20 protein-coding genes are annotated in these 22,493 nt (G+C 58.4%); 8 read left to right on the top strand and 12 right to left on the bottom strand.

Features of this window, described 5'->3' with window-relative positions; all coding sequences use genetic code 11:
* Positions 1-120 precede the first annotated feature (120 nt).
* Genes H2Z84_RS14135 through H2Z84_RS14120 form a run of 4 tightly spaced genes read left to right on the top strand, consistent with a single transcriptional unit; the run spans position 121 to position 3,741 of the window.
* The gene (locus tag H2Z84_RS14135; protein WP_181836524.1) at positions 121-1,302 is read left to right on the top strand and encodes a BaiN/RdsA family NAD(P)/FAD-dependent oxidoreductase; all 1,182 of its coding nucleotides are present in this window, start codon (positions 121-123) and stop codon (positions 1,300-1,302) included.
* Positions 1,303-1,354: 52 nt separating this feature from the next.
* Positions 1,355-2,764 (top strand): replicative DNA helicase, encoded by a 1,410-nt coding sequence (gene dnaB / locus H2Z84_RS14130; RefSeq protein WP_103523648.1) that lies wholly within the window; start codon positions 1,355-1,357, stop codon positions 2,762-2,764.
* A gap of 60 nt (positions 2,765-2,824) precedes the next feature.
* Positions 2,825-3,133, top strand: coding sequence for a (2Fe-2S) ferredoxin domain-containing protein (locus tag H2Z84_RS14125; RefSeq protein WP_181836523.1), 309 nt, complete (start codon positions 2,825-2,827; stop codon positions 3,131-3,133).
* Positions 3,133-3,741, top strand: a complete 609-nt coding sequence (locus tag H2Z84_RS14120; RefSeq protein ID WP_181836522.1) for an alpha/beta hydrolase — start codon at positions 3,133-3,135, stop codon at positions 3,739-3,741. The genes H2Z84_RS14125 and H2Z84_RS14120 overlap by 1 nt, the downstream gene beginning before the upstream one ends.
* Before the next feature lie 58 nt (positions 3,742-3,799).
* On the opposite strand, the gene rnk is transcribed toward H2Z84_RS14120, so the two are convergent.
* The 6 genes from rnk to dinG form a co-directional block, all read right to left on the bottom strand.
* On the bottom strand, positions 3,800-4,210 hold the full coding sequence (gene rnk / locus H2Z84_RS14115) for a nucleoside diphosphate kinase regulator (protein ID WP_181836521.1): 411 nt from the start codon (positions 4,208-4,210) through the stop codon (positions 3,800-3,802).
* Positions 4,211-4,336: 126 nt separating this feature from the next.
* The gene (locus H2Z84_RS14110) at positions 4,337-5,191 is read right to left on the bottom strand and encodes a flagellin N-terminal helical domain-containing protein (RefSeq protein WP_181836520.1); all 855 of its coding nucleotides are present in this window, start codon (positions 5,189-5,191) and stop codon (positions 4,337-4,339) included.
* Between the two features lie 131 nt (positions 5,192-5,322).
* Positions 5,323-6,120, bottom strand: a complete 798-nt coding sequence (map, locus tag H2Z84_RS14105; protein ID WP_181836519.1) for a type I methionyl aminopeptidase — start codon at positions 6,118-6,120, stop codon at positions 5,323-5,325.
* A 107-nt stretch (positions 6,121-6,227) separates the two neighbouring features.
* On the bottom strand, positions 6,228-7,376 hold the full coding sequence (locus tag H2Z84_RS14100; protein WP_258869406.1) for a porin: 1,149 nt from the start codon (positions 7,374-7,376) through the stop codon (positions 6,228-6,230).
* A 166-nt stretch (positions 7,377-7,542) separates the two neighbouring features.
* Positions 7,543-7,857, bottom strand: a complete 315-nt coding sequence (locus H2Z84_RS14095; RefSeq protein ID WP_089085335.1) for a DUF3579 domain-containing protein — start codon at positions 7,855-7,857, stop codon at positions 7,543-7,545.
* 127 nt (positions 7,858-7,984) lie between these two features.
* Positions 7,985-10,111, bottom strand: a complete 2,127-nt coding sequence (gene dinG, locus H2Z84_RS14090) for an ATP-dependent DNA helicase DinG (RefSeq protein ID WP_181836518.1) — start codon at positions 10,109-10,111, stop codon at positions 7,985-7,987.
* Between the two features lie 270 nt (positions 10,112-10,381).
* Here dinG and H2Z84_RS14085 point away from each other — a divergent pair, with 270 nt between their 5' ends.
* The 4 genes from H2Z84_RS14085 (at position 10,382) to H2Z84_RS14070 (ending at position 15,112) form a co-directional block, all read left to right on the top strand.
* Positions 10,382-12,340: an aminotransferase class I/II-fold pyridoxal phosphate-dependent enzyme gene (locus tag H2Z84_RS14085; protein ID WP_124643357.1), complete on the top strand. Its 1,959-nt coding sequence runs from the start codon at positions 10,382-10,384 to the stop codon at positions 12,338-12,340.
* 191 nt (positions 12,341-12,531) lie between these two features.
* Positions 12,532-13,455 carry an ornithine carbamoyltransferase gene (gene argF, locus H2Z84_RS14080; protein ID WP_103523640.1) on the top strand — a complete coding sequence of 308 codons (924 nt, stop codon included), beginning with the start codon at positions 12,532-12,534 and terminating at the stop codon, positions 13,453-13,455.
* Positions 13,456-13,499: 44 nt separating this feature from the next.
* A complete protein-coding gene (locus H2Z84_RS14075; protein ID WP_103523639.1) occupies positions 13,500-14,726 on the top strand; it encodes an argininosuccinate synthase in 1,227 nt (408 codons plus the stop codon).
* Positions 14,727-14,938: 212 nt separating this feature from the next.
* Positions 14,939-15,112, top strand: coding sequence for a DUF2788 domain-containing protein (locus H2Z84_RS14070; RefSeq protein ID WP_181836620.1), 174 nt, complete (start codon positions 14,939-14,941; stop codon positions 15,110-15,112).
* A gap of 72 nt (positions 15,113-15,184) precedes the next feature.
* Here the strand turns inward: H2Z84_RS14070 and H2Z84_RS14065 are convergent, their stop codons facing one another.
* The 6 genes from H2Z84_RS14065 to H2Z84_RS14040 all read right to left on the bottom strand — a co-directional run bounded on the left by H2Z84_RS14065 (position 15,185) and on the right by H2Z84_RS14040 (position 22,429).
* Positions 15,185-15,823 (bottom strand): LysE family translocator, encoded by a 639-nt coding sequence (locus H2Z84_RS14065; protein WP_181836517.1) that lies wholly within the window; start codon positions 15,821-15,823, stop codon positions 15,185-15,187.
* 154 nt (positions 15,824-15,977) lie between these two features.
* Positions 15,978-17,516, bottom strand: a complete 1,539-nt coding sequence (locus tag H2Z84_RS14060; protein ID WP_181836516.1) for an amino acid permease — start codon at positions 17,514-17,516, stop codon at positions 15,978-15,980.
* Between the two features lie 309 nt (positions 17,517-17,825).
* Positions 17,826-18,536: a gamma-glutamyl-gamma-aminobutyrate hydrolase family protein gene (locus H2Z84_RS14055; RefSeq protein WP_181836515.1), complete on the bottom strand. Its 711-nt coding sequence runs from the start codon at positions 18,534-18,536 to the stop codon at positions 17,826-17,828.
* A complete protein-coding gene (locus tag H2Z84_RS14050) occupies positions 18,533-19,696 on the bottom strand; it encodes an iron-containing alcohol dehydrogenase (RefSeq protein WP_181836514.1) in 1,164 nt (387 codons plus the stop codon). Before H2Z84_RS14050 ends, H2Z84_RS14055 begins: the two co-directional genes overlap by 4 nt.
* A 3-nt stretch (positions 19,697-19,699) precedes the next feature.
* On the bottom strand, positions 19,700-21,085 hold the full coding sequence (locus tag H2Z84_RS14045) for an aldehyde dehydrogenase family protein (protein ID WP_181836513.1): 1,386 nt from the start codon (positions 21,083-21,085) through the stop codon (positions 19,700-19,702).
* On the bottom strand, positions 21,086-22,429 hold the full coding sequence (locus tag H2Z84_RS14040; RefSeq protein ID WP_258869405.1) for a glutamine synthetase family protein: 1,344 nt from the start codon (positions 22,427-22,429) through the stop codon (positions 21,086-21,088).
* Positions 22,430-22,493: the final 64 nt, after the last annotated feature.

Raw genomic sequence — 22,493 nt, 5'->3', positions numbered from 1 at the left:
CTTGTTGAGAATTGGGCTTGCAGAATTGCGTAAGCCGAATCTAGCGGAATGCTGTATGCCCAAGTGTACTGGAATCGCCTGTTAATCGCCAATAGTTGACTAAATAAGTAAAGTAAGAAAATGAATAAGTCATTTGACGTCATCGTGCTGGGGGCCGGGGCTGCCGGCATGATGTGTGCTGCAGTCGCCGGCCAGAATGGGCGGCAGGTTTTGCTGTTGGATCATGCAGAAAAGCTGGCTGAGAAGATCCGTATCTCTGGTGGCGGTCGCTGTAATTTCACCAATAATGCAGCCCGGCCCGAGTGCTATCTGTCAGAAAATGCCCATTTCTGCCGCTCTGCGCTGGCACAGTTTGGCCCGCGTGATTTTCTGGCAATGGTGGAAAAACATGGTATTGCCTACCACGAGAAAAAGCTGGGTCAGCTGTTTTGTGATGATTCCAGCCAGCAAATCATCGACATGCTGGATGCCGAGTGTCGTCAGGGTGGGGTAGAGCGCCAGATGGGTGTTACGGTGCAGGCGGTGAGTGCAGGCATGGCTGGTGGTTTTGTGCTGGATACTTCGCTGGGGCGTTTTGAGGCGCAATCGCTGGTCGTGGCCACTGGCGGTTTGTCCATTCCGCAAATTGGTGCTTCGCCGCTGGGCTATCGCATCGCCGAGCAGTTCGGCTTGCCAGTAACCAGCCTGAATCCGGCCCTAGTGCCGCTGACTTTTCATGTCGAAGATGCCGAAGCTTTTGCCCCTCTGGCTGGGGTGTCGCTGGATGTGGAAGTGCGTGCCGGCAAGGGCCGCTTCCGTGAGCAGGTGCTGTTTACCCACAAGGGACTCTCAGGCCCGGTCATCTTGCAGATTTCCTCGTATTGGGAGCCAGGTATGGATGTGGTGATCAACCTGTTGCCCGATTGCGATGCGCTGGCCTTTCTGGAGGAGCGGCAGGGTAGCGATCAGCTGCTCAGCAATGCGCTGGCGGAATTGGGCTGGCCCAAGCGCTTTGCCGAGGCCTGGCTGGCGCGGCAGGGCTGCCATGTACGGCTGAAAGAGCTGACACCCAAGAAGCGCGTGCAACTGGCCGAGCAGCTACACCACTGGCGCATCAAGCCCAATGGCACCCAGGGCTACAAGAAGGCCGAAGTCACGCGAGGTGGCGTGTCTACCAGGGCCCTGTCATCCAAAACCATGGAGGCGCGGGAGGTTCCGGGTTTGTATTTTATCGGCGAGGTGGTGGATGTCACCGGCTGGCTGGGGGGATATAACTTTCAGTGGGCGTGGTCATCCGGCTATGTGGCGGGTAAAAACTGCTAGAATTGCCACCTGATTCCCTGCTGTTGCCTGTAGCACATTTCATTGAGTCTCCATGACCGAACAGTACGAAAATTTTGACGGCGCCATGGCGTCCTTGCGCACACCGCCGCACTCTACCGAAGCAGAACAGTCGGTGCTGGGTGGCCTGATGCTGGACAACAGCGCCTTCGACAAGATTGCCGATGTGGTATCCGAGGCTGATTTTTATCGCCATGACCACAAACTGATTTTCAAGCACATTGCCCGCCTGATCGAGCTGGGCCGCCCGGCCGACGTGGTGACGGTGTCCGAAGTGCTGGACAAGAATGCCGAACTGGCAGACATCGGAGGCCTGTCCTACCTGGCCACGCTGGCGCAGAATACGCCATCCGCCGCCAATATCCGCCGCTATGCCGAAATCGTGCGCGAGCGTTCCATCATGCGTCAACTGGCGGTGGTTGGGGCGGAGATCGCCGAGTCGGCCTATGCGCCACAGGGGCGTGATGCGGCCCAGTTGCTGGACGAGGCCGAAGGCAAGGTGTTCCAGATTGCCGAATCCACTGCTAAGTCTAAGCAGGGTTTTCTGGAAATGCCCGGCCTGCTGAAAGAAGTGGTCGAGCGCATCGACATGCTGTACAGCCGTGACAATCCTGACGAAGTGACCGGCATCCCCACCGGTTTTATCGATCTGGATGCCAAGACCTCCGGTCTGCAGCCGGGAGACTTGGTGATTGTGGCCGGTCGTCCGTCCATGGGTAAAACTGCCTTCTCCATGAATATCGCCGAGCATGTGGCAGTAGAGTACAAGGCCCCCGTCGCCGTGTTCTCCATGGAAATGGGCGGTGCGCAGCTGGTGATGCGTATGCTGGGCTCGGTGGGCAGGCTGGATCAGCATGTCTTGCGTACCGGTAAGCTGGGCGACGAAGACTGGCAAAAGCTCACCTATGCTATCGGCAAGCTATCCGAAGCGCCGATGTATATCGACGAAACGCCAGCACTGACGGCGCTGGAGCTACGTGCGCGGGCACGGCGTCTGGCGCGTCAGCATGGTGGCAAGCTGGGTCTGATCGTAATCGACTATTTGCAGCTGATGTCGGGCTCGGGACGTGGCGACAACCGTACTGCAGAGCTGGGTGAGATTTCGCGCGGTCTGAAAGGTTTGGCCAAAGAGTTGCAGGTGCCGGTGATTGCCCTGTCGCAGCTGTCGCGAGCGGTAGAGCAGCGCCCCAACAAGCGCCCGATGATGTCCGACTTGCGTGAATCTGGTGCTATTGAGCAGGATGCTGACATCATTATCTTCATGTACCGCGAAGAATATTACAGCCCGGAAAATGCCGAGGTAAAAGGCATGGCCGAGGCGATTATCGGTAAGCATCGTAATGGTCCCACCGGTGCCGTGCGGCTGGCCTTTGTCGGCAAGCATGCCAAGTTTGAAAACGCCGCCACGCTGGGTATCAGTGGCTGGGCGGATAGTGATGGTTAAGCTATTGGGTAGCAGCATGCTGCACGCACAGCGGTCTGCTGTACCTGGGAAAGGAAACACATGAGTTTTTTCGACAAGCATGTTTTCGTCTGCTGCAATCAGCGGGCTGCCGGCGAGGATTGTTGCAATAACCATGGCTCCAGCGAGTTACTGTCTTATATGAAAGACCGGGTAAAAGCACTGGGGCTGGCTGGTGACGGCAAGATCCGCGTCAACAAGGCTGGCTGCCTGGGGCGCTGTGATCAGGGGCCGGTCATGGTGGTCTATCTGCAAGAAACTTGGTACACCTTCGTCGACCGAGAAGATATTGATGAAATCGTCGATGAGCATATGGTGGCTGGCCGCATTGTGGAAAGGTTGAAAGTCTGATGCTGAAAGCCCAAAACAAGCTTGTCATCGCCGGACCTGTCGGTGCGCTGGAAACCATCGTGGTGTCGCCGCCAGGGCAGGCTAGTGGTATTGCGGTGATCTGCCATCCTAACCCGCTGCAAGGCGGAACCAATACCAATAAGGTGGTGCAGACGGCGGCCAAGGCGTTATCCCAATTGGGATACGTCTGCTATTGCCCTAACCTGCGTGGTGTGGGGGCAAGTGAAGGCCAGCATGATCATGGTTTGGGTGAGGTGGACGATGTGCTGGCCGTGGTGGAGTATGCGCGTGGCGAGCAGGGCGATCTGCCGCTGGCTCTGGCTGGTTTCTCGTTTGGTGGTTTCGTGGCAGCCCGTACCAGGGCGGTGATCGAAGCTGACAAATTGCTGCTGATGGGCGTGGCGGTGGGCAAGTATGAAATCCCCACGCCGGCCGTGCCAAATGACACCTTGGTGATTCATGGTGAAGAGGATGAGGTCATTCCCCTGTCTGCCGTGCTTGACTGGGCCAGACCACAGGATTTACCGGTACTGGTTTTCCCGGGGGCCGGTCATTTCTTTCACGGCAAGCTGATCAAGTTGGCGCAGATGATTCAGCGTTGCTGGTGAGTGGGTGTACAGATAGAAACAGGGCCAGTCATAGGACTGGCCGTTTTTTTGCCTGCGCTTAGCGGTGTAGTTCGCCGGCAGCTTCGGGCTGGTAGATTACTTCCAGTACCGTCAGCCTGGTCTGTCCCGCCAGTGTGGGCCAGTCTATGCTTTGGCCTTCGGCCAGTCCCAACAGGGCTGCGCCGATGGGTGCCAGGATGGATACATGGCCAGCAGTGCCATCGGCCTGATTGGGATAAACCAGGGTTAACAGTTTTTCTTCGCCGCTTTGTTCGATACGAACCCGTGCCGTGCTGTTCATGGTGATGATGCCGGCCGGGATACTTTCCGGCTCTACCACTTCTGCGCGCTCCAGTTCTGCCTCCAGCGCGGTCAGGGTTGCCTTGTCCTGCGCGGGAAGTCGCTCCATCCAGGCGGCCAGCCTTTCATAGTCCAGGCTGGAAACGATAATGGCTGGTTGGGTCGGCATGGTTCTACTCCTTGTTTATCAATAAAAAACACAGGATAACAATCGTTATCCTGTGCGGGCCGGTGCATGTAGCTACCGTTTGTTTACTGAAACTTGGAGTGTTACTGCGCGATAAAGTTGCCTGACTTAGCCGAGCAAGCTGAGTGCGCTGCGCTGCGAGACATTGGCCTGTCCCTGAATTGCAATGGCAGCCTGGCCGAGTATCTGCTGCTGCACCAGTTGCGCGGTAGCAGCGGCGTAGTCGGTATCGCTGATACGGCTGTTGGCAGCCTGGGCATTTAGCGAGGAGTTTTGCAGATTGTTGATTGCTGCAGAGAACTGGTTGCTGCTTGCTCCAAGCTGTGTGCGTGAGCTACTGATGGTGTTCAGGTCGCTCTGGATATTGCCTTGCGCAGCCAGTGCGCTTGCCGGGCTGGAAAGGTCGATGGTACCAGTGGCATTCAGATTGGCATTGTAGCTATGAAGACCGCCGCCGGTGGGGCTGGCGCTCAGGTTGCTGGTATTTACCGTGATCTGCTTGCTACTGTCGCCATTTGGGCCCACCTGAAATTGCAGCGCGTTATTACTGCTCAGCAAGGCGCTGCCATTGTATTGGGTGTTCTGGATGATAGCTGAATTGCTTTGTGTCAGCTGATCGGCCTGCTGTTGCAAGGATTGCCGATTGCTGCTGCTCAGCGCTGCATCGCCGGCCTGGATGGCCAGATCCTGCAATTGCTGACTATTGTCTTGCAGTTGACTGAGCGCACTGTCGGCGGTTTGCACCATTGAAATACCATCCAGAGCATTGCTACTGGCTTGGTTATCACCCCGAACCTGTGCCTCCAGCGACTGCGACAATGCGGTATTGGCTGCATTAACGGCGGCGCTGCTCAACTGCGTGCCGGACGCAAGCTGGGCAAGTGTTTGCTCGGTATTCTTGCGGGACTTGTCGAGCTGGGTCTGGGCGTTGAGTGCCCCAAGGTTACTACTGATGCTCAGCATGGCTAATCTCGATGTAAGTGCTGTCAGATCATCGGCTTACTATAGTGCTGTCACTTGTTGATTACCAGTTTTTACACGAAAAACACCCGCCTGGGGCGGGTGTTTTGTGCGCAGCGGCAGTGAATGCGGGACTAGCGTGAGGCAGGTTTGGCCGGTGTGCCGGCTGACTGGGTCAGTATTTCATAGCCGGTTTCGGTGACCAGGATGGTGTGTTCCCATTGTGCGGACAGGCTGCGGTCCTTGGTGGCAACCGTCCAGCCGTCACCCATCATGCGCAGGTGGCGTTTGCCCTGGTTGATCATCGGTTCGATGGTGAAGATCATGCCAGCCTGCAACTCCAGGCCGGTACCGGGGCGGCCATAGTGCAGGACCTGTGGTTCTTCGTGGAAGCGCTTGCCGATGCCGTGGCCGCAGAATTCCTGTACCACGCTGTAGCCATTGGTTTCGGCGTACTGCTGTACGGCATAGCCGATATCACCCAGTGTGGCACCTGGCTTGACCTTTTCAATGCCGCGCCACATGCACTCATAGGTGATCTTGCACAGGCGACGGGCATGCTCGCTGACTTCGCCGACAAAGAACATGCGGCTGGTGTCGCCGTGGTAGCCATCCTTGATCACGGTGATATCGATATTCATGATGTCGCCGTTTTTCAGCGGCTTGTCATTGGGGATGCCATGACACACCACGCTATTGATCGAGGTGCAGATGGACTTGGGGTAGGGGTTATGGCCATCGGGGGCATAGTTGAGCGGGGCCGGGATGCAGCCCTGCACATTGACCATGTAGTCATGGCACAGCTTGTCGATGGCTTCGGTGGTCACACCCGGTTTGACAAAGGGAGTGATGTAGTCGAGTACTTCGGAGGCCAGTTTGCCGGCGATACGCATTTTCTCAATATCGGCGGCTGTTTTCAGTTCAACGCTCATTGTGGTGGTCTTGGTGTGTGCGGCAATGTTCCATTCTAGCAAATGATGAAAAAACGGGCATCCCGCAGGACGCCCGTTTTACAGTTTGTTGCTAAGCAGTGTGCAGCTTAGAACGCAACTTTCAGACCAACACCGAAGGCTTGTGGGTCGTTACCTGCAGCCAGGGTGCCGGTGGTGCCAGATACTGAGGTGTAAACGGCATTGTTTGCGAAGTTGGCAGATTGCTTGGCTTTGTTGGTGATCTTGGTGTAGTAGCTGAATACTTTGGTGGACTTGGACAGGTTGTAGTCAGCACCCAGAGCCCACTGATGGGCTTTGTAGTCGTCTTCAGTGCCAGCAGCGGCACCCTTCAGGCGACCCAGTGAGCTGTATTCCAGTTTCAGCGTAGCAGCACCAATGTCTTGGCCGACAGACAGAGTCCAGTCGTCTTGTTTCAGAGTAGTGCCGCCAGTGGTGGCATCGAAGCGGCCAAATTCGTAACCGGCACCTACAAAAGTACCGGTTGCAAATTTGTAGCTGGTGGCCAGTTTGTAGAAGTTGGTGTTCTTGCCCGAGTAAAGGGTCGCACCCTTGTAGTTGCCCTTGTCATTTTGGCGATCCCAACCGGCTGCAACTTGCAGGCCGCCATTGGTGTAGTTGCCAGCCAGAGACAGGCGAGTTGCGTCGGTCGAACCATTAGTTGCAACACTATCTGTGCGGGTTTCATCAACGCCATAGGATACGCCGAGTTGGAAACCAGACCAGTTCGGCGAGAAGTAATGAACGGAGTTGATCAAGCGCTGTTCACCGCGGCTGTAAACACTAGAGGAGCCGTTGTTTTCAGCAGTGGTATCACCGAACAGATTCAGACCGATGTTGGTCAGGGTTTTGTATGCGGTATCGTTTTGGCCAACAAGTACCTTACCGAAGTTGGCATTGTCCAACCCTACAAACGAGTTACGAGTTGCAAAAGTTGCGCTCTGGTTTTTATCGTTGGTGCCGCCTTGTTCGAAGTTGCGCAGGCTGCTTTCGACTTGCCAGATAGCTTTGGTGCCATTGCCCAGATCTTCCGTACCTTTGAAACCGATACGGGAGTTGTGGTCAACAATACGCGTGCGGGATTTGTACTCAGAACTGGAGCCATCGGTGGCGCCGGTGGCCTTGGTGGATTCAATGCCGCTGCTCAGGAAACCATAGATGGTGACATCGGCGTGGGCGGCGAAGGGAACGGCGAACAGGGTTGCAACCAGTGCGGCTAGGCTTTTCTTTTGCATCATCAGTGCTCCATCAGGGGTTTTATGTTCGTTATGCGTACTGGCTGTGGCGAATCTCTCTGTTGGAATCGTCCAGCACCGCAGTACTGTCGAAGTTTAACCACAAAATGTGACGCCGATGTTGCAGTAATGATGCAGATCAAGCCTTGCTGGGCCATGTTTGTTGTTTTTACGCCAAAAACTTGTTGGGGTAGATTTCGTCGATCAATGTTCGACAATCGACAATACGCAAATCATTGTCTTTGGCGAAATCCATCAGGAACTGGAAAACCTGCGGATCGATCTTTTGCAGCTTCTTGTCGACCGCGACGCAGCGTACGCCTTCCAATAGCATGGGACGTACATAGGCATGGTAGGACAGCTTTTGATCGCCGCCAAAGGAGGCCAGAATGCCGGCCAGTCGCTCTGCCCAATCACTGGGGCGGAAAGTGCGGCCTTCGGAGGTAAGCCCCTGGATGACTACTTCATATGGATTGCAGATCATGGTGATGAACCGGAGTGTGCTTTTAAGGTGTGGTCTCTGTATTTATCTATAGCAAAGACAGTGTTGTTGTTTTGGACTGTCTTTGATGCAGGGCAATAGCGGGTTTACCCGCAATTTTACCCGAAAATCAAATGCGCTTGAATGGCGGTAGCGAGGCAAGTAGTTTTTTTCCGTAACTTTGCTTCAGCAGGCGGTTATCCAGAATGGTGACACGGCCATAGTCGCGCTCGGTGCGGATCAGTCGGCCCACTGCCTGGATCAGCTTGATGGAGGCCTCTGGTACGGTCAGTTCCACGAAGGGATTGCCGCCGCGTTTTTCAATCCAGCGCGACAGGGTTTTGCCGACCGGATCGTCCGGCATGGCGAAGGGCAGCTTGGCAATGATGACGTGCACGCAGCTTTCTCCCGGCAGATCCAGACCTTCCGAGAAGGAGTCCAGGCCGAAAATCACGCTGGCCTGACCTTGTTTCAGTCTGCTGTGATGGGTTTCCAGCAGTACGCTTTTGGGAATCTCACCCTGAATCAGCAATTGTGCGCGCAGGGCATCGGGTAGTTGGCTGGCCACTTCTTGCATTTGCTTGCGCGAGGAAAACAGCACCAGGGTGCCGACCGGCTCGCCGGTATCCACGAGTTTGGGCAGCCACTCGACGATTTCGCGGGTATGGCCTTGCGGGTCTTTCGGGCTGGCCAGCATGGGCGGCAGATACAGCTCACCTTGTTCGGTGAAATTGAATGGTGAGTCCAGCGCCACGCAGCTGACTTGTGGCAGCCATTTGAGGCCGGTTTGTGATAGCAGCAGGTCAAAAGCACCCAGCGAGCGCAGTGTTGCCGAGGTCAGCACGGCTCCGGCGGCACGTCGCCACAGGGTGGCTGCCAGGCTGGCGGCGGCGCTGACGGGAGAGGCGGAGAACAGATAGTCGCCCTTTCCCTCGATGCGCCGGGTAATCCATTTGGCAATCGGTGGTGCCGATTCTTCGGTCTGCTTTTCAAACAGGTCCCACACTGCCATCAATTGCTCGGCGCGGCCGTTGAGAAAACCAACGTCGGCTGCCGCCTTGTCGATCTGGGTGGTATCGCTGCCTTTTTCCTTGCGCGCTTCGGTCAGGGCATCGTTCAGCGCCGACAGGTGTTTGAAAATGGCGCGCGCGGCAACTGCCATGTTGCGGGCGGGTTCTTGCAGGCGTTCCGGTAGCTGGCCATCGTCCATCAGCCAGGTGGGTTCCATATTGTCACTGCTGGCGCTGAGGGCTTCTTCGCCGCTGAGCAGCCACAGCCATTCATTCAGTGTTTCCATGCAGGCGCTGGCGGCATCCATGGCCTGGGTGGCAATCTCCGATTTCCCGGTCAGGGTTTCCACCCGTGCGGCAATGGGCGCCACCTTGTCGAGCCAGCCAATAGCCTGTGCCAGAGAGTGCTCGGCGGAGAACTGGTTGATGGCTTTTTTGGCCAGATGATGCGCCTCGTCGATGCAGTAATAGCTGTCTTCCGGCGCCGGCAGGATGACGCCGCCACCCATGGAGACATCGGCCAGCATCAGGTCGTGGTTGGCCACGATGACGTCGACGGTTTCCAGGGTGTCGCGGGCCAGATAAAACGGACATTCCGGGCGATTGGGGCAGGCGGCTTTCAGACAACCGTGACGGTCGTTGGTGACGCGGCTCCACAGGCTGTCTTCAATGATGTCTTTCCAGCTGTCGCGGTCGCCATTCCAGCGCCGGTAATAGAACTCGTCCGCCATGGCGCGCAGGGCTTCAATCTCTCCAGCCTGCGGTTTGCGGTCCCACAGCGTCAGCATGGGGTCGGGTGCCAGTAACTGACCCTGGGCATTTTCGGCGGTCAGGGCATAAATGCGCTGCGGACACAGATAACGGCCACGGCCCTTGGCCAGGGCAAAGGTCAGCGGCAGACCGCTGTTTTCCACCACGAAGGGCAGGTCGCGGTTGACCAGTTGCTCCTGCAGGGCGACGGTGGCGCTGGTGACCACCAGCTTTTTGCCGCGCGAGCGGGCCATCACGCCGCCGGCCAGCAGGTAGGCCAGACTCTTGCCGACACCGGTGGGGCCTTCGATCACCGCGATGCTTTCGCCCTCACGATTAGGGTAGGCATCGCCCTGTTTATCCAGACTGCGCGACAAGGCATTGGCGATTTCCGCCAGCATGCGGCGTTGGGCCGCGCGCGGACGGAAGCCGGGCAGGTTGTCGGCAATGGTGCGGTAGTGATCGCGGATGGCGTCTTTTTCAGCATCGTTCAGCATGGCGCGATTGTACCGCAAGCGGGGCGGCCGATTCGTGCTAAAGCGTCATGGATTTTCGTCTGTGCGCAAATGTTGCTATGCAAAATGACGGCCTGGTCAGCTTGTGGATACGATAGCCAAAAAACAATTCAGCCAGAGTCTTCGGCAAAGTCACCTTAAATCCGGGAAAATGGATGGTGATTGACTGGAAAATGCCGGCTCTGCATTGCGTACGCATGGACAGACAGACAATAAAGTACGCAGCGTTCTACACACAGGAGAAATCAGTTCATGACACCCGTAAGCCGCGTTCTGGTGGTAAGCGATGATGCAAAGTGGCAGGCCGATGTGCTGGCCGGGCTGGGAGCCGTGGCCGTGCGTCTGGAGAATCCCTATGGTTTGACCTTTATCGGTGCGGCGCGCCTGAAAGAGGCCATGGATGTGATACGGCGCGATGGCGACATTCAGGCCGTGCTGGTCGACAAGCAGTTGCAGGAAAAGGGCATTAGCCAGGCTGCGGTACAGCTGGCCAACCAGATCAGCGACTTCCGCCCCGAGCTGTCGCTTTATGTATTGCTGGTGGATGACGATGAAAGAGTGCTAGTGGAGAGCCTGGCCAGTCATGCGGTGGATGGCTATTTTTACCGTGACGAAACCGATTACAACGGCTGGTTCCGTATCCTGACTGCCGAACTGGCGGAAAAATCTGCCACGCCTTTCTATGACAAGCTCAAGCAATATGTCCGCATGGCCAAGGACTCCTGGCATACCCCGGGCCATGCTGGCGGTGATTCGCTCAAGGGCAGCCCGTGGGTGGGTGACTTTTACGATTTTGTCGGCGAGAACATGCTGCGCGCCGATCTTTCCGTTTCGGTACCCATGCTAGATTCGCTGCTGCATCCCACCGGGGTGATTGCCGAATCGCAAAAGCTGGCGGCCAAGGCTTTTGGTGCACGCAAGACCTATTTCGCCACCAATGGCACCTCTACCTCCAATAAGGTGATTTTCCAGACTCTACTGGCTCCGGGCGACAAATTGCTGCTGGATCGCAATTGTCATAAATCGGTACACCACGGGGTGATTCTGTCCGGTGCCTTGCCGGTGTATCTGGATTCCTCCATCAATCGTCAATACGGCATTTTTGGACCGGTGCCCAAGGCCACCATTTTTGCCGCCATCGAGGCCAATCCGGATGCGCGGGTACTGATTCTGACTTCCTGCACCTATGATGGTCTGCGCTATGACCTGGTGCCCATCATCGAGGCCGCACACGAGAAGGGCATCAAGGTGATCGTGGACGAGGCCTGGTATGGCTTTGCCCGTTTTCATCCGGCGTTCCGCCCCACGGCGCTGGAGTCTGGTGCCGACTATGTCACGCAAAGTACCCACAAGATCCTGTCGGCCTTCTCCCAGGCCAGCATGATTCATGTGAATGATCCCGGCTTTGACGAACATCTGTTCCGGGAAAATTTCAATATGCATACCTCCACCAGTCCGCAGTACAACCTGATTGCCAGTCTGGATGTAGCGCGCAAGCAGGCGGTGACCGAAGGCTATCGCTTGCTCGACCGGACCCTGAAGCTGGCGGAGGAGCTGCGCGACAAGATCAACTCCACCGGCGCATTCCGTGTACTGGAGCTGGAAGATCTGTTGCCGGAGGATATCCGCGAAGATGGCATCCGGCTGGACCCGACCAAGCTCACGGTGGACATTACCCAGTCTGGCTTTACCACGGACGAGCTGCAGCATGCGCTGTTCGAGCGCTACAACATCCAGGTGGAGAAATCGACCTTCAGCACCATTACCTTGCTGTTGACCATGGGGACGACGCGCAGCAAGGTGTCGCGGCTGTACGATGCGCTGTTGCGCCTGGCCAAGGAGAAGCGGCCACCGCGTGCGCTGGGGCGGATGCCGGAAATTCCGCGATTCTCACGGCTGGCCTGCCTGCCGCGCGATGCCTTTTATGAGGCGGGCGAGCGTTTGCCATTGCTGGATGACGATGGCCGCCCCAATGCCGAACTGAATGGCCGGGTGTGTTGTGACCAGATCGTGCCTTACCCGCCTGGCATCCCGGTTTTGGTGCCAGGGCAGGTGATTGACGACAGTATCCTGTCATACCTGGCGCGTCTGCAAAAGACACAAAAGTCCATAGAAACGCATGGTTTGGCGGAAGATGGTGGGGAAATGTATGTCAGAGTGCTGAAAGATAGGGAGTTATCGCATTTGCCTGACAGATTGTTGTTCAGCTGAGAGCTTGTCAGAACGGCCAAATTCCGATAAATATAACAATTGTCGCAAATATGTAAATTTTGCATCCGTTTACTACGGGATTGCGACACCAGTTAACTGACTTGAGACCAGCGTGTAGTAATGTGCCATTGCGCATGAAGACACACACCGTGTTCTATGCGCGATGGCCTTTTTTTTTGGAAATCTTACCCATGAAGCCAGTAGGACATTACCTGCAATTCAGCGACCTGAACCACGAGGAATATCGCCACATCTTCGAGCGTGCCAAGGTACTGAAGCGACGACACAGCGAAAAACAGCTGTATCAGCCGCTGCTTGGCCGCGTAATGTCCATGATCTTCGAGAAGAATTCCACCCGTACCCGGGTCTCCTTTGAAGCTGGCATGGCCCAGCTGGGTGGCCATGCCATGTTCCTGGACACCAAGACCTCGCAGCTGGGGCGTGGTGAGCCGATCGAAGACACGGCACGCGTGCTGTCGCGCATGAGTGACATCATCATGATCCGTACCTTCGAGCAATCGCTGGTTGAACGGCTGGCCACGCATTCCAAGGTGCCGGTCATCAATGGCCTCACCAACGAATACCACCCCTGTCAGATTCTGGCCGACATCTTCACCTTCATCGAGCATCGTGGTTCGATCAAGGGCAAGACCGTGGCCTGGATTGGTGACGGCAATAATGTCTGCCGCACCTGGTTGCAGGCGGCCAAGATTCTTGGTTTCAAGCTGAAGGTGGCTACCCCGGTAGGCTATGAGCTGACCGTGCTGGATGGCGAGCATTACGGCCCCGAGCATTTCGAGCCCACCCACAGTGCGGTGAAGGCAGTGGAAGGTGCTGATCTGGTGACTACCGACGTATTCACCAGCATGGGCTACGAAGCGGAAAGCGCGGCGCGGCTGGAGGCTTTTGCCAGCTACCAGGTGAATGCCGAGCTGATGAAGCACGCCAAGCCGGATGCGCTGTTCATGCACTGCCTGCCGGCCCATCGCGGCGAGGAAGTAAGCGCCGAGGTGATTGACGGCCCGCAGAGCGTGGTATGGGACGAGGCGGAAAACCGCATGCATGCCCAGAAAGCCCTGATCGAATATCTGCTGCTTGGTCATCAGTACAACTGAGCCGGCAGGACAACCCACTAGATTCGCTGGAAAGAAAACGCATCATGTCTGATATCAAAAAAGTAGTATTGGCCTACTCCGGTGGCCTGGATACCTCCGTTATTCTCAAATGGCTGCAAGATGTTTACCACTGTGAAGTGGTGACCTTTACCGCCGACATCGGCCAGGGTGAAGAAGTGGAACCGGCACGCAAGAAAGCCGTTTCGCTGGGCATCAAGCCGGAAAACATTTTCATCGAAGACCTGCGCGAAGAGTTCGTGCGCGATTACGTCTATCCGATGTTTCGCGCCAACGCCATTTACGAAGGCGAGTACCTGCTGGGTACTTCCATTGCTCGCCCGCTGATTGCCAAGCGCCAGATCGAAATCGCCAATGCCGTAGGCGGCGACGCCGTATCGCACGGTGCTACCGGCAAGGGTAACGACCAAGTGCGTTTCGAGCTGGGTTACTACGCGCTGAAGCCGGACGTCAAGGTCATCGCCCCGTGGCGCGAATGGGACCTGCTGTCCCGTGAAAAACTGCTGGCCTATGCCGAAACCCACGGCATTGACATCAGCAAGAAGAAAAACGGCGGCAGCCCGTACTCCATGGATGCTAACCTGCTGCACATCTCCTACGAAGGCACCGTGCTGGAAAACCCGGCCGCCGAGCCGGAAGAAGATATGTGGCTGTGGACGGTCAGCCCGGAAAATGCCCCGGACCAGGCCGAATACATCGAACTGAGCTACGAGAAGGGTGACATCACCGCCATCAACGGCGTCGCCATGACCCCGGCCCAGGTGCTGACCGAGCTGAACCGCCTGGGCGGCAAGCATGGCATCGGCCGTCTGGACATCGTGGAAAACCGTTACGTGGGCATGAAGTCGCGTGGCTGCTACGAAACCCCGGGCGGCACCATCATGCTGAAGGCGCACCGCGCCATCGAATCCATCACGCTGGACCGCGAAGTGGCCCACCTGAAGGATGAGCTGATGCCGAAGTATGCCCAGCTGGTTTACACCGGTTACTGGTGGAGCCCGGAGCGTCAGATGCTGCAAGGCCTGATCGATGCTTCGCAAGCCACCGTCAATGGCTGGGTACGCCTGAAGCTGTACAAGGGCAATGTCATCGTGGTGGGCCGTGAATCCAAGACCGATTCGCTGTTCGACCCGAACATCGCCACCTTCGACGAAGATGGCGGCGCTTACAACCACGCTGATGCGGCCGGCTTCATCCGTCTGAATGCCTTGCGCATGCGGATTGCTGCCAACGCCAAACTCAAGCGCGGCTGATTGTCTGCCTGCTGAAACAGCCGCCTTCGGGCGGCTTTTTCGTTGGTGGCCGCTTGCGTAAAAGTTGAGCTGCCAAGGGATGCGGCGTATCGTAGTGACTTCGTCCGGGATGGCCCGGTGACAGCTGCGGTGCTTCAAGCGCCGCCTGAACTGAGCAGCCGCAACAATGAAGGAATGTCTGGGTGTCTGAAGATCAATTTACCGATATTTCCATGGCCGTGTGCCTGTCAGGGCTGATCATTTTCATGGGTTTCATCATCTGGGACCTCGGCAAGAAATCGCAGGCCGGCAAGATGGGGACGGCGATTCTGTTCCTGGTGCTGGGTTTTGGCGTATTCGGCTTTATTTTCAAGAACGTGCTGGTGGAATTTCTGGTGCTGAAATAAGCAGCTTGGGAAATACATAAACGGGTTGGCCAAGGCCAACCCGTTTTGCATGGTGCCGGTATTCCTGCACGACTAGCGCGTCGGTGCCAGTATCAGCCGCAGGCCCAGTGCGATGAAGACGCCGCCGGCAATGCGGTCCAGCCATTGGCTGGCCTTGGGGGTACGGTTAAACCAGCTGCCGATGGCACCGGCGAAATAACCCAGGCTGCCAAACAGCAGCGCGGCCTGCGCGGTAAAGATCAGCCCCAGAATGGCGATCTGCCAGCCGCCGTGGCCCTGTGCCGGATTGACGAACTGTGGCAGGAAGGCCAGGAAGAACAGCACGACCTTGGGGTTGATGGCATTGGCCAGCAGGCCTTTGCGAAAGTGTGCCGCCAGCGGTGTGCCATCTGCCGCACCATCGGATGCCTGCAGCCGGCTGCCACGGCTGCGAATGGCATGCCAGCCCAGATACACCAGATACGCGCCGCCAGCAATTTTCAGCAGGCCGAAGGCGAGGGGCGAGGCGGCAATCAGCGCGCTGACGCCGATGGCGGCCAACACGGTATGGGTCAGGCAACCCAGGGCGCAGCCCAGGCCGAAGGCCATGCCCTGGCGACGCCCTTTGGCAATGCCCAGGCTCAGCACCATCAGATTATCCGGGCCGGGTGACAGGGTGATCAGCATGGCGGCGGCGGTAAAGGCCGCCAGTTGTTCCGGGGTCACAATCATGGCGATGTTCTCAAGGTAAACCAGACAGCATCATTAAGTATTTTCTGGTAGCGGGCAAGCCGCTTGCTTCGATGCGGACCGGGTATTTTACAGCAGCACATCCCAAAGAAAACGGCCATGCAAGGCATGGCCGTGGTTCTTGCTGAGCTCGGGCTCAGGCGGTCTTGTCCAGCGCATTCTCGATCTCACGGATATGCGCCTGGTGTTTCTGGATGCGCTCACCGACCGGTGGCCCCTTGAATTGCTTGCGTACCCCCAGCACAAACCAGAAGAACAGCAAGACCACCAGCAGGGCGATGATCAGATACAGCACCTTTTGATTGGGCGGCTGTACGCCGACAAATGCCAGGATGGCACCGCCAATGGTGGCCAACAGGGCAATCGGCTTGGAGGCGGCTCCCAGGCTGAAGGGGCCTTTGTGGGTCCAGCTTTTGCCTTCGGCAAACAGGCCGGCCGTGGTGGGCAGGATGTAGGAAATGTACAGGAACACCGCAGAGCCGGCCGACAGCACGGTAAAGGCATCGCCATACAGGGTGGCGACAATGGCCAGGATGGCACTGACCCAGATGGCCAGGCCCGGTGTGCGGTGTACGGGATGGACCTGTTTCAGCTGGTGGGAGAAGGGCAGGCCGCCGTCACGGGCAAAGGCATACATCATGCGCGAGGTGGAGGTCAGGCAGGCCAGGCCGCACAGATAGTTGACCAGGAAAATGCCGATACCCAGTAGCGCTTTCAGTGCCGGTGGCAGGCTGCTGAGCAGCAAGTCGAAAAAGCCCATGCCGGCTTTGACGCCAGCCTGCATATTCGGTAGCACCAGCACGAAGGTGCAGATCAGGATGTAGCCGAACAGAGCCGACCACAGTACCGAGCGGATGATGCCCTTGGGCACATTGTGCGCGGCCTGGTGGGTTTCTTCCGAGGTGTGGGCTGAGGCGTCGTAGCCGGTAAGGGTGTAGACGGTCAGCAGCAGGCCAGACAGGAAGAGCATCAGGCTGCTGTCGGTCTTGGGCCAGGTGCCACCGTCGGCACCGCTGAAGTTGGTAAAGGTAAACAGGCGCGAGAAATCCAGCGGACCCGGTGCATAAGCCAGCAGCGATACCGTCAGCAGCAGGGCAATGGCAAAGATCAGATAGCCCGACATATCGGTCAGCCGGGTGGTGAGCTTGATGCCCAGATGATTCAGCCAGGCTTGGCTCAAGGTGATGCCGGCCAGAAACAGTGTCTGCTCTGTCCAGGTGAGATGGTCAGGATTAATGCCCAGTAGTGGTGCAATCAGGGTTTTGAAGAAGGGATCGTAAACCCCGAAGTTGACCGAAGCCACCACGAAGATCAGCCCCAGCAGATTGATCCAGGCGGTTACCCAGCCCAGCCCCTTGCCACCCAGAATGGACGACCAGTGATAGAGGCCGCCAGCGGTGGGGTAGGCCGAGGCGATCTGCGCCATGGCCGCAGCCACGATGCTGGCAAACAGTGCGCCTACTGGCCAGCCGATGCCGATCGACGCACCGCCGCCAGCGCTGATGCCGGCCGGAAAGGCCGTGATGCCACCGGCCAGAATGCAGATGATGGAAAAGGAAATGGCGAAGTTGGAAAAACCGCTCATGCGTCTGGATAATTCCTGAGCGTAACCCATGCTGTGTAACAGTTTCTCGTCCTCACCCTGTGGTGCGGAGCCGTGCTGATCTCGGTTCATGATGATCCTCTTACATGTGTTGACCTACACTGTATGGAAATGCACTGTGCTGAGACTTCACCCTTTGCTGCGCCAGTAGCGGACGGCGGACAAAGGCGCGGCCTGCGTCCGGCCTTGCCTGTTGGCAAGAGCCATACCCATCTGCGTTTTATCCGTGTCTGCTGCGTGGCGCTCTGCGTCCCGTTCGTGCCGGGCATACTCTGGAATGCTTGCCGCTCGTGCTGTCGGCTTTGGAGCAGCTAACAAAACCCCTGCTGTTGCGTTGCGCTGCCTTGCCCCAGGGCCGCTACGCTATTTTGTTAGCCGCTCTTAATTACTGCGTTTGCTGCTCATGCGGACCAACTCATCAAACAGCCCCTGCTGGCTGCTATCTTCCCGTGCAGATAATTCCGGATGCCATTGCACGGCAATCAATTGCGGAAACCCTTCCACCTCGATGGCCTCGATCACGCCATCGGCTGCCCAGGCCACGGCATGCACGCCCTGACCCGGCTGGTCGATGGCCTGGTGGTGCCAGGACTTGGTGGCCACTTCGGTGCTGCCCAGCAGGCCGGCCAGGCAGGAGTCGCTTGCTACCCTTACCCGGTGCAAGGTGGGGTCCCGCGGAGCTATCCGGTGTTCTACCGTTTCGCCCACCACATCCGGCAAGTGCAGGTGCAGTGTCCCGCCCAATACGGTATTGAGAATCTGCAGGCCACGGCAGATGGCCAGCGTGGGCAGCTTACGCTGAAGCAGGGAGCGTGCCAGCGCGGTTTCGGTGTGGTCGCGCTCCGGGCTCAGGTTGTAAATGGTGGGGTGGGCGCCGCCGTCGAACAGCTCCGGGTCGATATCGCCGCCACCAATCAGCACCACGCCGTCCAGCGCATCCAGCCAGCTGTCGATGGCGGCATCACCCACCGGCGGCAGCAGCACCGGCGCACCGCCGGCACGCAACACGGCATGCACGTAGTCCACCGGAGTGTGATAGCCATACCCCTGGCCGGCGGGGTAGGTGGTCAGGCCGATGAGGGGGGGCTTCATGGCAGTTGGCCTTGCACGGCCGCCAGATAGATGGCGCTGTAATCGCCGGCGCTCAACGGCAACGGATTGCCGCCGTCGCTGGGGTCGGCCTTGGCCATGCGACCGATCTCGCTGGCTTGCTCTGCCGGGATGTTGATCTGGCCCAGGCTGTGCGGAATGCCCAGATCGCTGCGCAGCTGCAGTATCCAGGCGAGGAAACCATCAAAACTGCTGTCGGCCAAGCCGATATAGCGGGCAGCGGCGGCCAGTTTGTCGGCGATGGCCGGGCGGTTGCGCACCAGCACATAGGGCAGCAGGATGGCATTGGCCAGGCCATGGTGGGTGTCGAACACCGCCCCAATCGGGTGCGCCAGTGCATGCACGCCCCCCAGCCCTTTCTGGAAGGCGGTGGCGCCCATGATGGAGGCCGCCAGCATGTGCGAGCGGGCTTCGATATGGCTGCCATCGGCATAGGCGGTGGGCAGCCAGTCGTGCACCAGTTTCATGCCTTCCAGCGCCACGCCCTGTGCCAGCGGGTGGTAGGTGGGCGAGCAATAGGCTTCCAGATTGTGCACCAGCGCGTCGATGCCGGTGGCAGCGGTCAGCTGCGGGGGCAGGCCAGCGGTGAGTTCCGGGTCGGCCAGCACCAGTCTGGGCAGCATGGACGGGTGGAAGATGATGACCTTGCGGTGGTCTTCTTCATCAATGATCAGCGAGGCGCGGCCCACTTCCGAGCCGGTGCCGGAGGTGGTTGGCACGGCAATGGTGGGCGCCACGCCGGCTACATTCACCCGCAGCCAGTTGTCGCCCACGTCTTCAAAATCCCACAGCGGACGGTCCTGACCCACCATCAGCGCAATCGCCTTGCCCACATCCAGTGCGCTGCCGCCACCGACTGCAATCACGCCATCGTGTTTGCCCTCCTTGTAGGCATTGATGCCGGCGTAGACATCGCGGCCTACCGGGTTGGGGCGCATATCGCTGAACACCTGTGCGGGCATGCCGGCGGATGCCAGGTAGTCGAGCAGGCGGGCCACCAGTGGCAGCCGGGCGAGACCAGGGTCGGTGACCAGCAGCGGGCGGCGCATGCCCAGTTGCTGGCACTGCGCGGGCAGCTCGCTGGCGCGGCCTGCGCCAAAGCGGATGCTGGTCGGATAGTTCCAGTTACCTTGCAGTTGCATGCTTTACCCCTTGAGGTGGAAGGATTTGATACGGGTGAGCTGCTGATAACCCAGCACGGATAGCGAAATGCCGCGGCCAGTGTCCTTGACCCCGGTCCAGGCCAGGGCAGGGTCCAGGTAGTCACAACGGTTCATGAATACCGTGCCGGTGGCAATCTCATTGCCTAGGCGGATGGCGGCTTCCTGATCCCGTGTCCACAGCGAGGCGGTCAGGCCATAGGCGCTGTCGTTCATCAGGGCCACAGCTTGCTCATCGGCATCCACCGGCATGATGCCGATGACCGGGCCAAAACTTTCGTCCCGCATCACACTCATGCCGTGGTGCACGTCTACCAGTACTTGCGGAGCCAGATAGGCCGTGCCTACGGCATCGGCAGCAAAGTGCCCGGCTGGAATCAGCGCCCGCGCCCCGGCGGCGACGGCATCGGCAATCTGGCCACGCACAAAGCTGGCGGCACTGGCGCGCACCATGGGGCCGAGATTGGTGCTGGTATCCAGCGGGTTACCAAAGCGGTAAGCCTTGGTGAGTTCGACAAAGCCATCAACAAAGGCGGTGTAGTGGCTGCGGTGCACGTAGATGCGTTCGATGCCGCAGCAGGATTGCCCGGAGTTGAAAAAGGCACCGTCCACCAGGTTTTCGATGGCGCTGGCCAGGTCGGCATCGGAGCGTACATAGGCCGGGTCCTTGCCGCCCAGCTCCAGCCCTACGCCAATAAAACGTTCACTGGCCGCTTGCTGTACGGCACGGCCACCGGCCACCGAGCCGGTGAAGGCGACAAAATCGATTTGCGGCGCGGCCACCAGCCGCAGGGTGGCCGCATGGTCCAGCTGCAGGCTCTGGAATACCCCGGCAGGCAGACCGGCTGCATCAAAAGCCTGCTGGAATAGTTCGGTCACCAGCGGGGTTTGCGAGGAGTGCTTGAGGATGACGGTATTGCCGGCGGCAAGCGCCGGCACGATGGTGTTGATGGCGGTGAGGAAGGGGTAATTCCATGGTGCCAGCACCAGTACCGTGCCCAGCGGCTCGTGGCGCAGAAAGCGCTGGAAACCGGGTTTGACTGCGGGGTGGATGTCGGCCAGTCCTTCTTCGGCAATGGCCAGCATATGGCGAGCGCGCTCTTCCAGGCCACGCACTTCGCCAGGCGACTGGCTGATGGGACGGCCAATCTGGCGGGTAATGGCTTCGGCACAGGCGTCCTTGTGCGCCACCAGCCAGTCTACCGCTTTGCCGATCAGCGCCTTGCGTTCGGCCAGCGGGGTGTGTCGCCAGCCGCGCTGTGCGGCAGCGGCCGCATCGAGCACGGCCTGGGTCTGGCTGGGCGTGGAGTAGGGGCGCTCCAGCAGGATGGCACCATCGACGGGGGAAATGACGGAATAGGATGTGCTCATTTAGATGATCTCGAAGTAGCGTTTCAATTCCCAGTCGGTAACATGGCGCTGGAACTCGCGTTCTTCCCACTCGCGGGTGGCGGCAAAGTGATCGACAAAATCATCACCAAACCAGTCACGGGCAGCGGCCGAGGCGCGCAGGGCCTGGGCGGCATCCCACAGGGTGCGGTGCAGTTGCAGGTGGGCCGGCGCTTCCAGCAGATAGCCATTGGCGGTCACCGGCTCTTCTGGCTCAATCTTGTTCTCGATGCCGTAGAGTCCGGCGGCCAGCCCGCTGGCCAGTGCCAGATAGGGATTGGTATCTGCGCCGGGCAGGCGGTATTCCACCCGCTGCGATTTGCTGCTGCCCGGAATGGCGCGAATGGCCACGGTACGGTTATCTACCCCCCACAGCGCGCTGGTAGGCGCCCAGTAGCCCGGCACCAGCCGGCGGAAACTGTTGATGGTGGGGGCTGCCAGGCTCATGAATTGCGGCATCAGCTTTTGAATGCCGCCGATGAAGTGGCGCATGGTGTCGCTGATATTGTGATCGCGGCCAGCCTGATGGAAGGCGCTGTGGCCGTCGCGATTCTTCAGCGAGATATGGATGTGCCCGCCCTGGCCGGAGTGGTCTTCGTTCCACTTGGCCATATAGCAGATCATGCGGCCCTGTTTTTCCGCCAGCACCTTGGAGAAGGTCTTGAAGCACACCGCGTTGTCGGCGGCAGTCATGGCCTTGTCCACCGTCAGTGCGGCTTCCAGGGCGCCAGGGCCGGTTTCTTCGTGGAAGCCTTCTACCGGCATATTCATCTGCTCGCACAGATCAAGCAGGCCACGGTAGAAATCGGTATTCACCGAATTGCGCAAAACCGAGTAGCCGAAAGCACCACTGCCCAGTGGCTTGGGGTTCTGGTACAGCTTGTCTTGCAGCGCGGCATTGCTTTCGTCAGTGACCAGGAATTCGTATTCGAAGCCAGCCATCGGCTCAAAGCCCATGGCGCGGGCGCGCTCCACCACCCGCCGCAGCACGCCGCGCGGACACAGCCCTTCCAGTCGGCCGATCACCTCGCCCTGCACGAAGATCATATTGTCTTCCAGCGGCAGCTCACGACAGGATTCGGGGATCAGCCGGATCTGCGCATCGCCATAGCCACGGCCCCAGCCGGTGAGCAGGGTGTTGTCGTAGAGCTTGTCGCCCACGTCCCAGCCGAACACCACATCACAGAAGCCGAAGCCGCCCTCCAGCGAGGACAGGAATTTGTCACGCGACATGTATTTGCCGCACATCACGCCATCGATATCAACCAGGCCAACCTTGATCTGCCGTAGCTGGCGCTCTTCGATCAGGGTCTTCAAATCTGCCATTGTCTTTACATGCCGAGCATCCATGATTGCTCCTTGCGCTGGTGTTGGGTGGGTGGCAGGGGTG

It is taken from the genome of Aquitalea aquatica (assembly GCF_013911085.1).
GTDB lineage: Bacteria > Pseudomonadota > Gammaproteobacteria > Burkholderiales > Chromobacteriaceae > Aquitalea > Aquitalea aquatica.
This window is presented reverse-complemented; position numbering and strand designations above follow the sequence as displayed.

Bases quoted from the DNA above. Each gene is read 5' to 3' on its own strand.
- H2Z84_RS14120 (WP_181836522.1), top strand. From the start codon at position 3,133: ATGCTGAAAGCCCAAAACAAGCTTGTCATCGCCGGACCTGTCGGTGCG.
- H2Z84_RS14095 (WP_089085335.1), bottom strand. From the start codon at position 7,857: ATGATCTGCAATCCATATGAAGTAGTCATCCAGGGGCTTACCTCCGAA.
- H2Z84_RS14085 (WP_124643357.1), top strand. From the start codon at position 10,382: ATGACACCCGTAAGCCGCGTTCTGGTGGTAAGCGATGATGCAAAGTGG.
- H2Z84_RS14045 (WP_181836513.1), bottom strand. From the start codon at position 21,085: ATGAGCACATCCTATTCCGTCATTTCCCCCGTCGATGGTGCCATCCTG.
- H2Z84_RS14125 (WP_181836523.1), top strand. From the start codon at position 2,825: ATGAGTTTTTTCGACAAGCATGTTTTCGTCTGCTGCAATCAGCGGGCT.
- H2Z84_RS14060 (WP_181836516.1), bottom strand. From the start codon at position 17,516: ATGAACCGAGATCAGCACGGCTCCGCACCACAGGGTGAGGACGAGAAA.
- argF (WP_103523640.1), top strand. From the start codon at position 12,532: ATGAAGCCAGTAGGACATTACCTGCAATTCAGCGACCTGAACCACGAG.
- H2Z84_RS14065 (WP_181836517.1), bottom strand. From the start codon at position 15,823: ATGATTGTGACCCCGGAACAACTGGCGGCCTTTACCGCCGCCGCCATG.
- H2Z84_RS14110 (WP_181836520.1), bottom strand. From the start codon at position 5,191: ATGCTGAGCATCAGTAGTAACCTTGGGGCACTCAACGCCCAGACCCAG.
- rnk (WP_181836521.1), bottom strand. From the start codon at position 4,210: ATGCCGACCCAACCAGCCATTATCGTTTCCAGCCTGGACTATGAAAGG.
- map (WP_181836519.1), bottom strand. From the start codon at position 6,120: ATGAGCGTTGAACTGAAAACAGCCGCCGATATTGAGAAAATGCGTATC.
- H2Z84_RS14055 (WP_181836515.1), bottom strand. From the start codon at position 18,536: ATGAAGCCCCCCCTCATCGGCCTGACCACCTACCCCGCCGGCCAGGGG.
- H2Z84_RS14070 (WP_181836620.1), top strand. From the start codon at position 14,939: ATGGCCGTGTGCCTGTCAGGGCTGATCATTTTCATGGGTTTCATCATC.
- H2Z84_RS14100 (WP_258869406.1), bottom strand. From the start codon at position 7,376: ATGATGCAAAAGAAAAGCCTAGCCGCACTGGTTGCAACCCTGTTCGCC.
- H2Z84_RS14050 (WP_181836514.1), bottom strand. From the start codon at position 19,696: ATGCAACTGCAAGGTAACTGGAACTATCCGACCAGCATCCGCTTTGGC.
- H2Z84_RS14135 (WP_181836524.1), top strand. From the start codon at position 121: ATGAATAAGTCATTTGACGTCATCGTGCTGGGGGCCGGGGCTGCCGGC.
- H2Z84_RS14075 (WP_103523639.1), top strand. From the start codon at position 13,500: ATGTCTGATATCAAAAAAGTAGTATTGGCCTACTCCGGTGGCCTGGAT.
- dinG (WP_181836518.1), bottom strand. From the start codon at position 10,111: ATGCTGAACGATGCTGAAAAAGACGCCATCCGCGATCACTACCGCACC.
- dnaB (WP_103523648.1), top strand. From the start codon at position 1,355: ATGACCGAACAGTACGAAAATTTTGACGGCGCCATGGCGTCCTTGCGC.
- H2Z84_RS14040 (WP_258869405.1), bottom strand. From the start codon at position 22,429: ATGGCAGATTTGAAGACCCTGATCGAAGAGCGCCAGCTACGGCAGATC.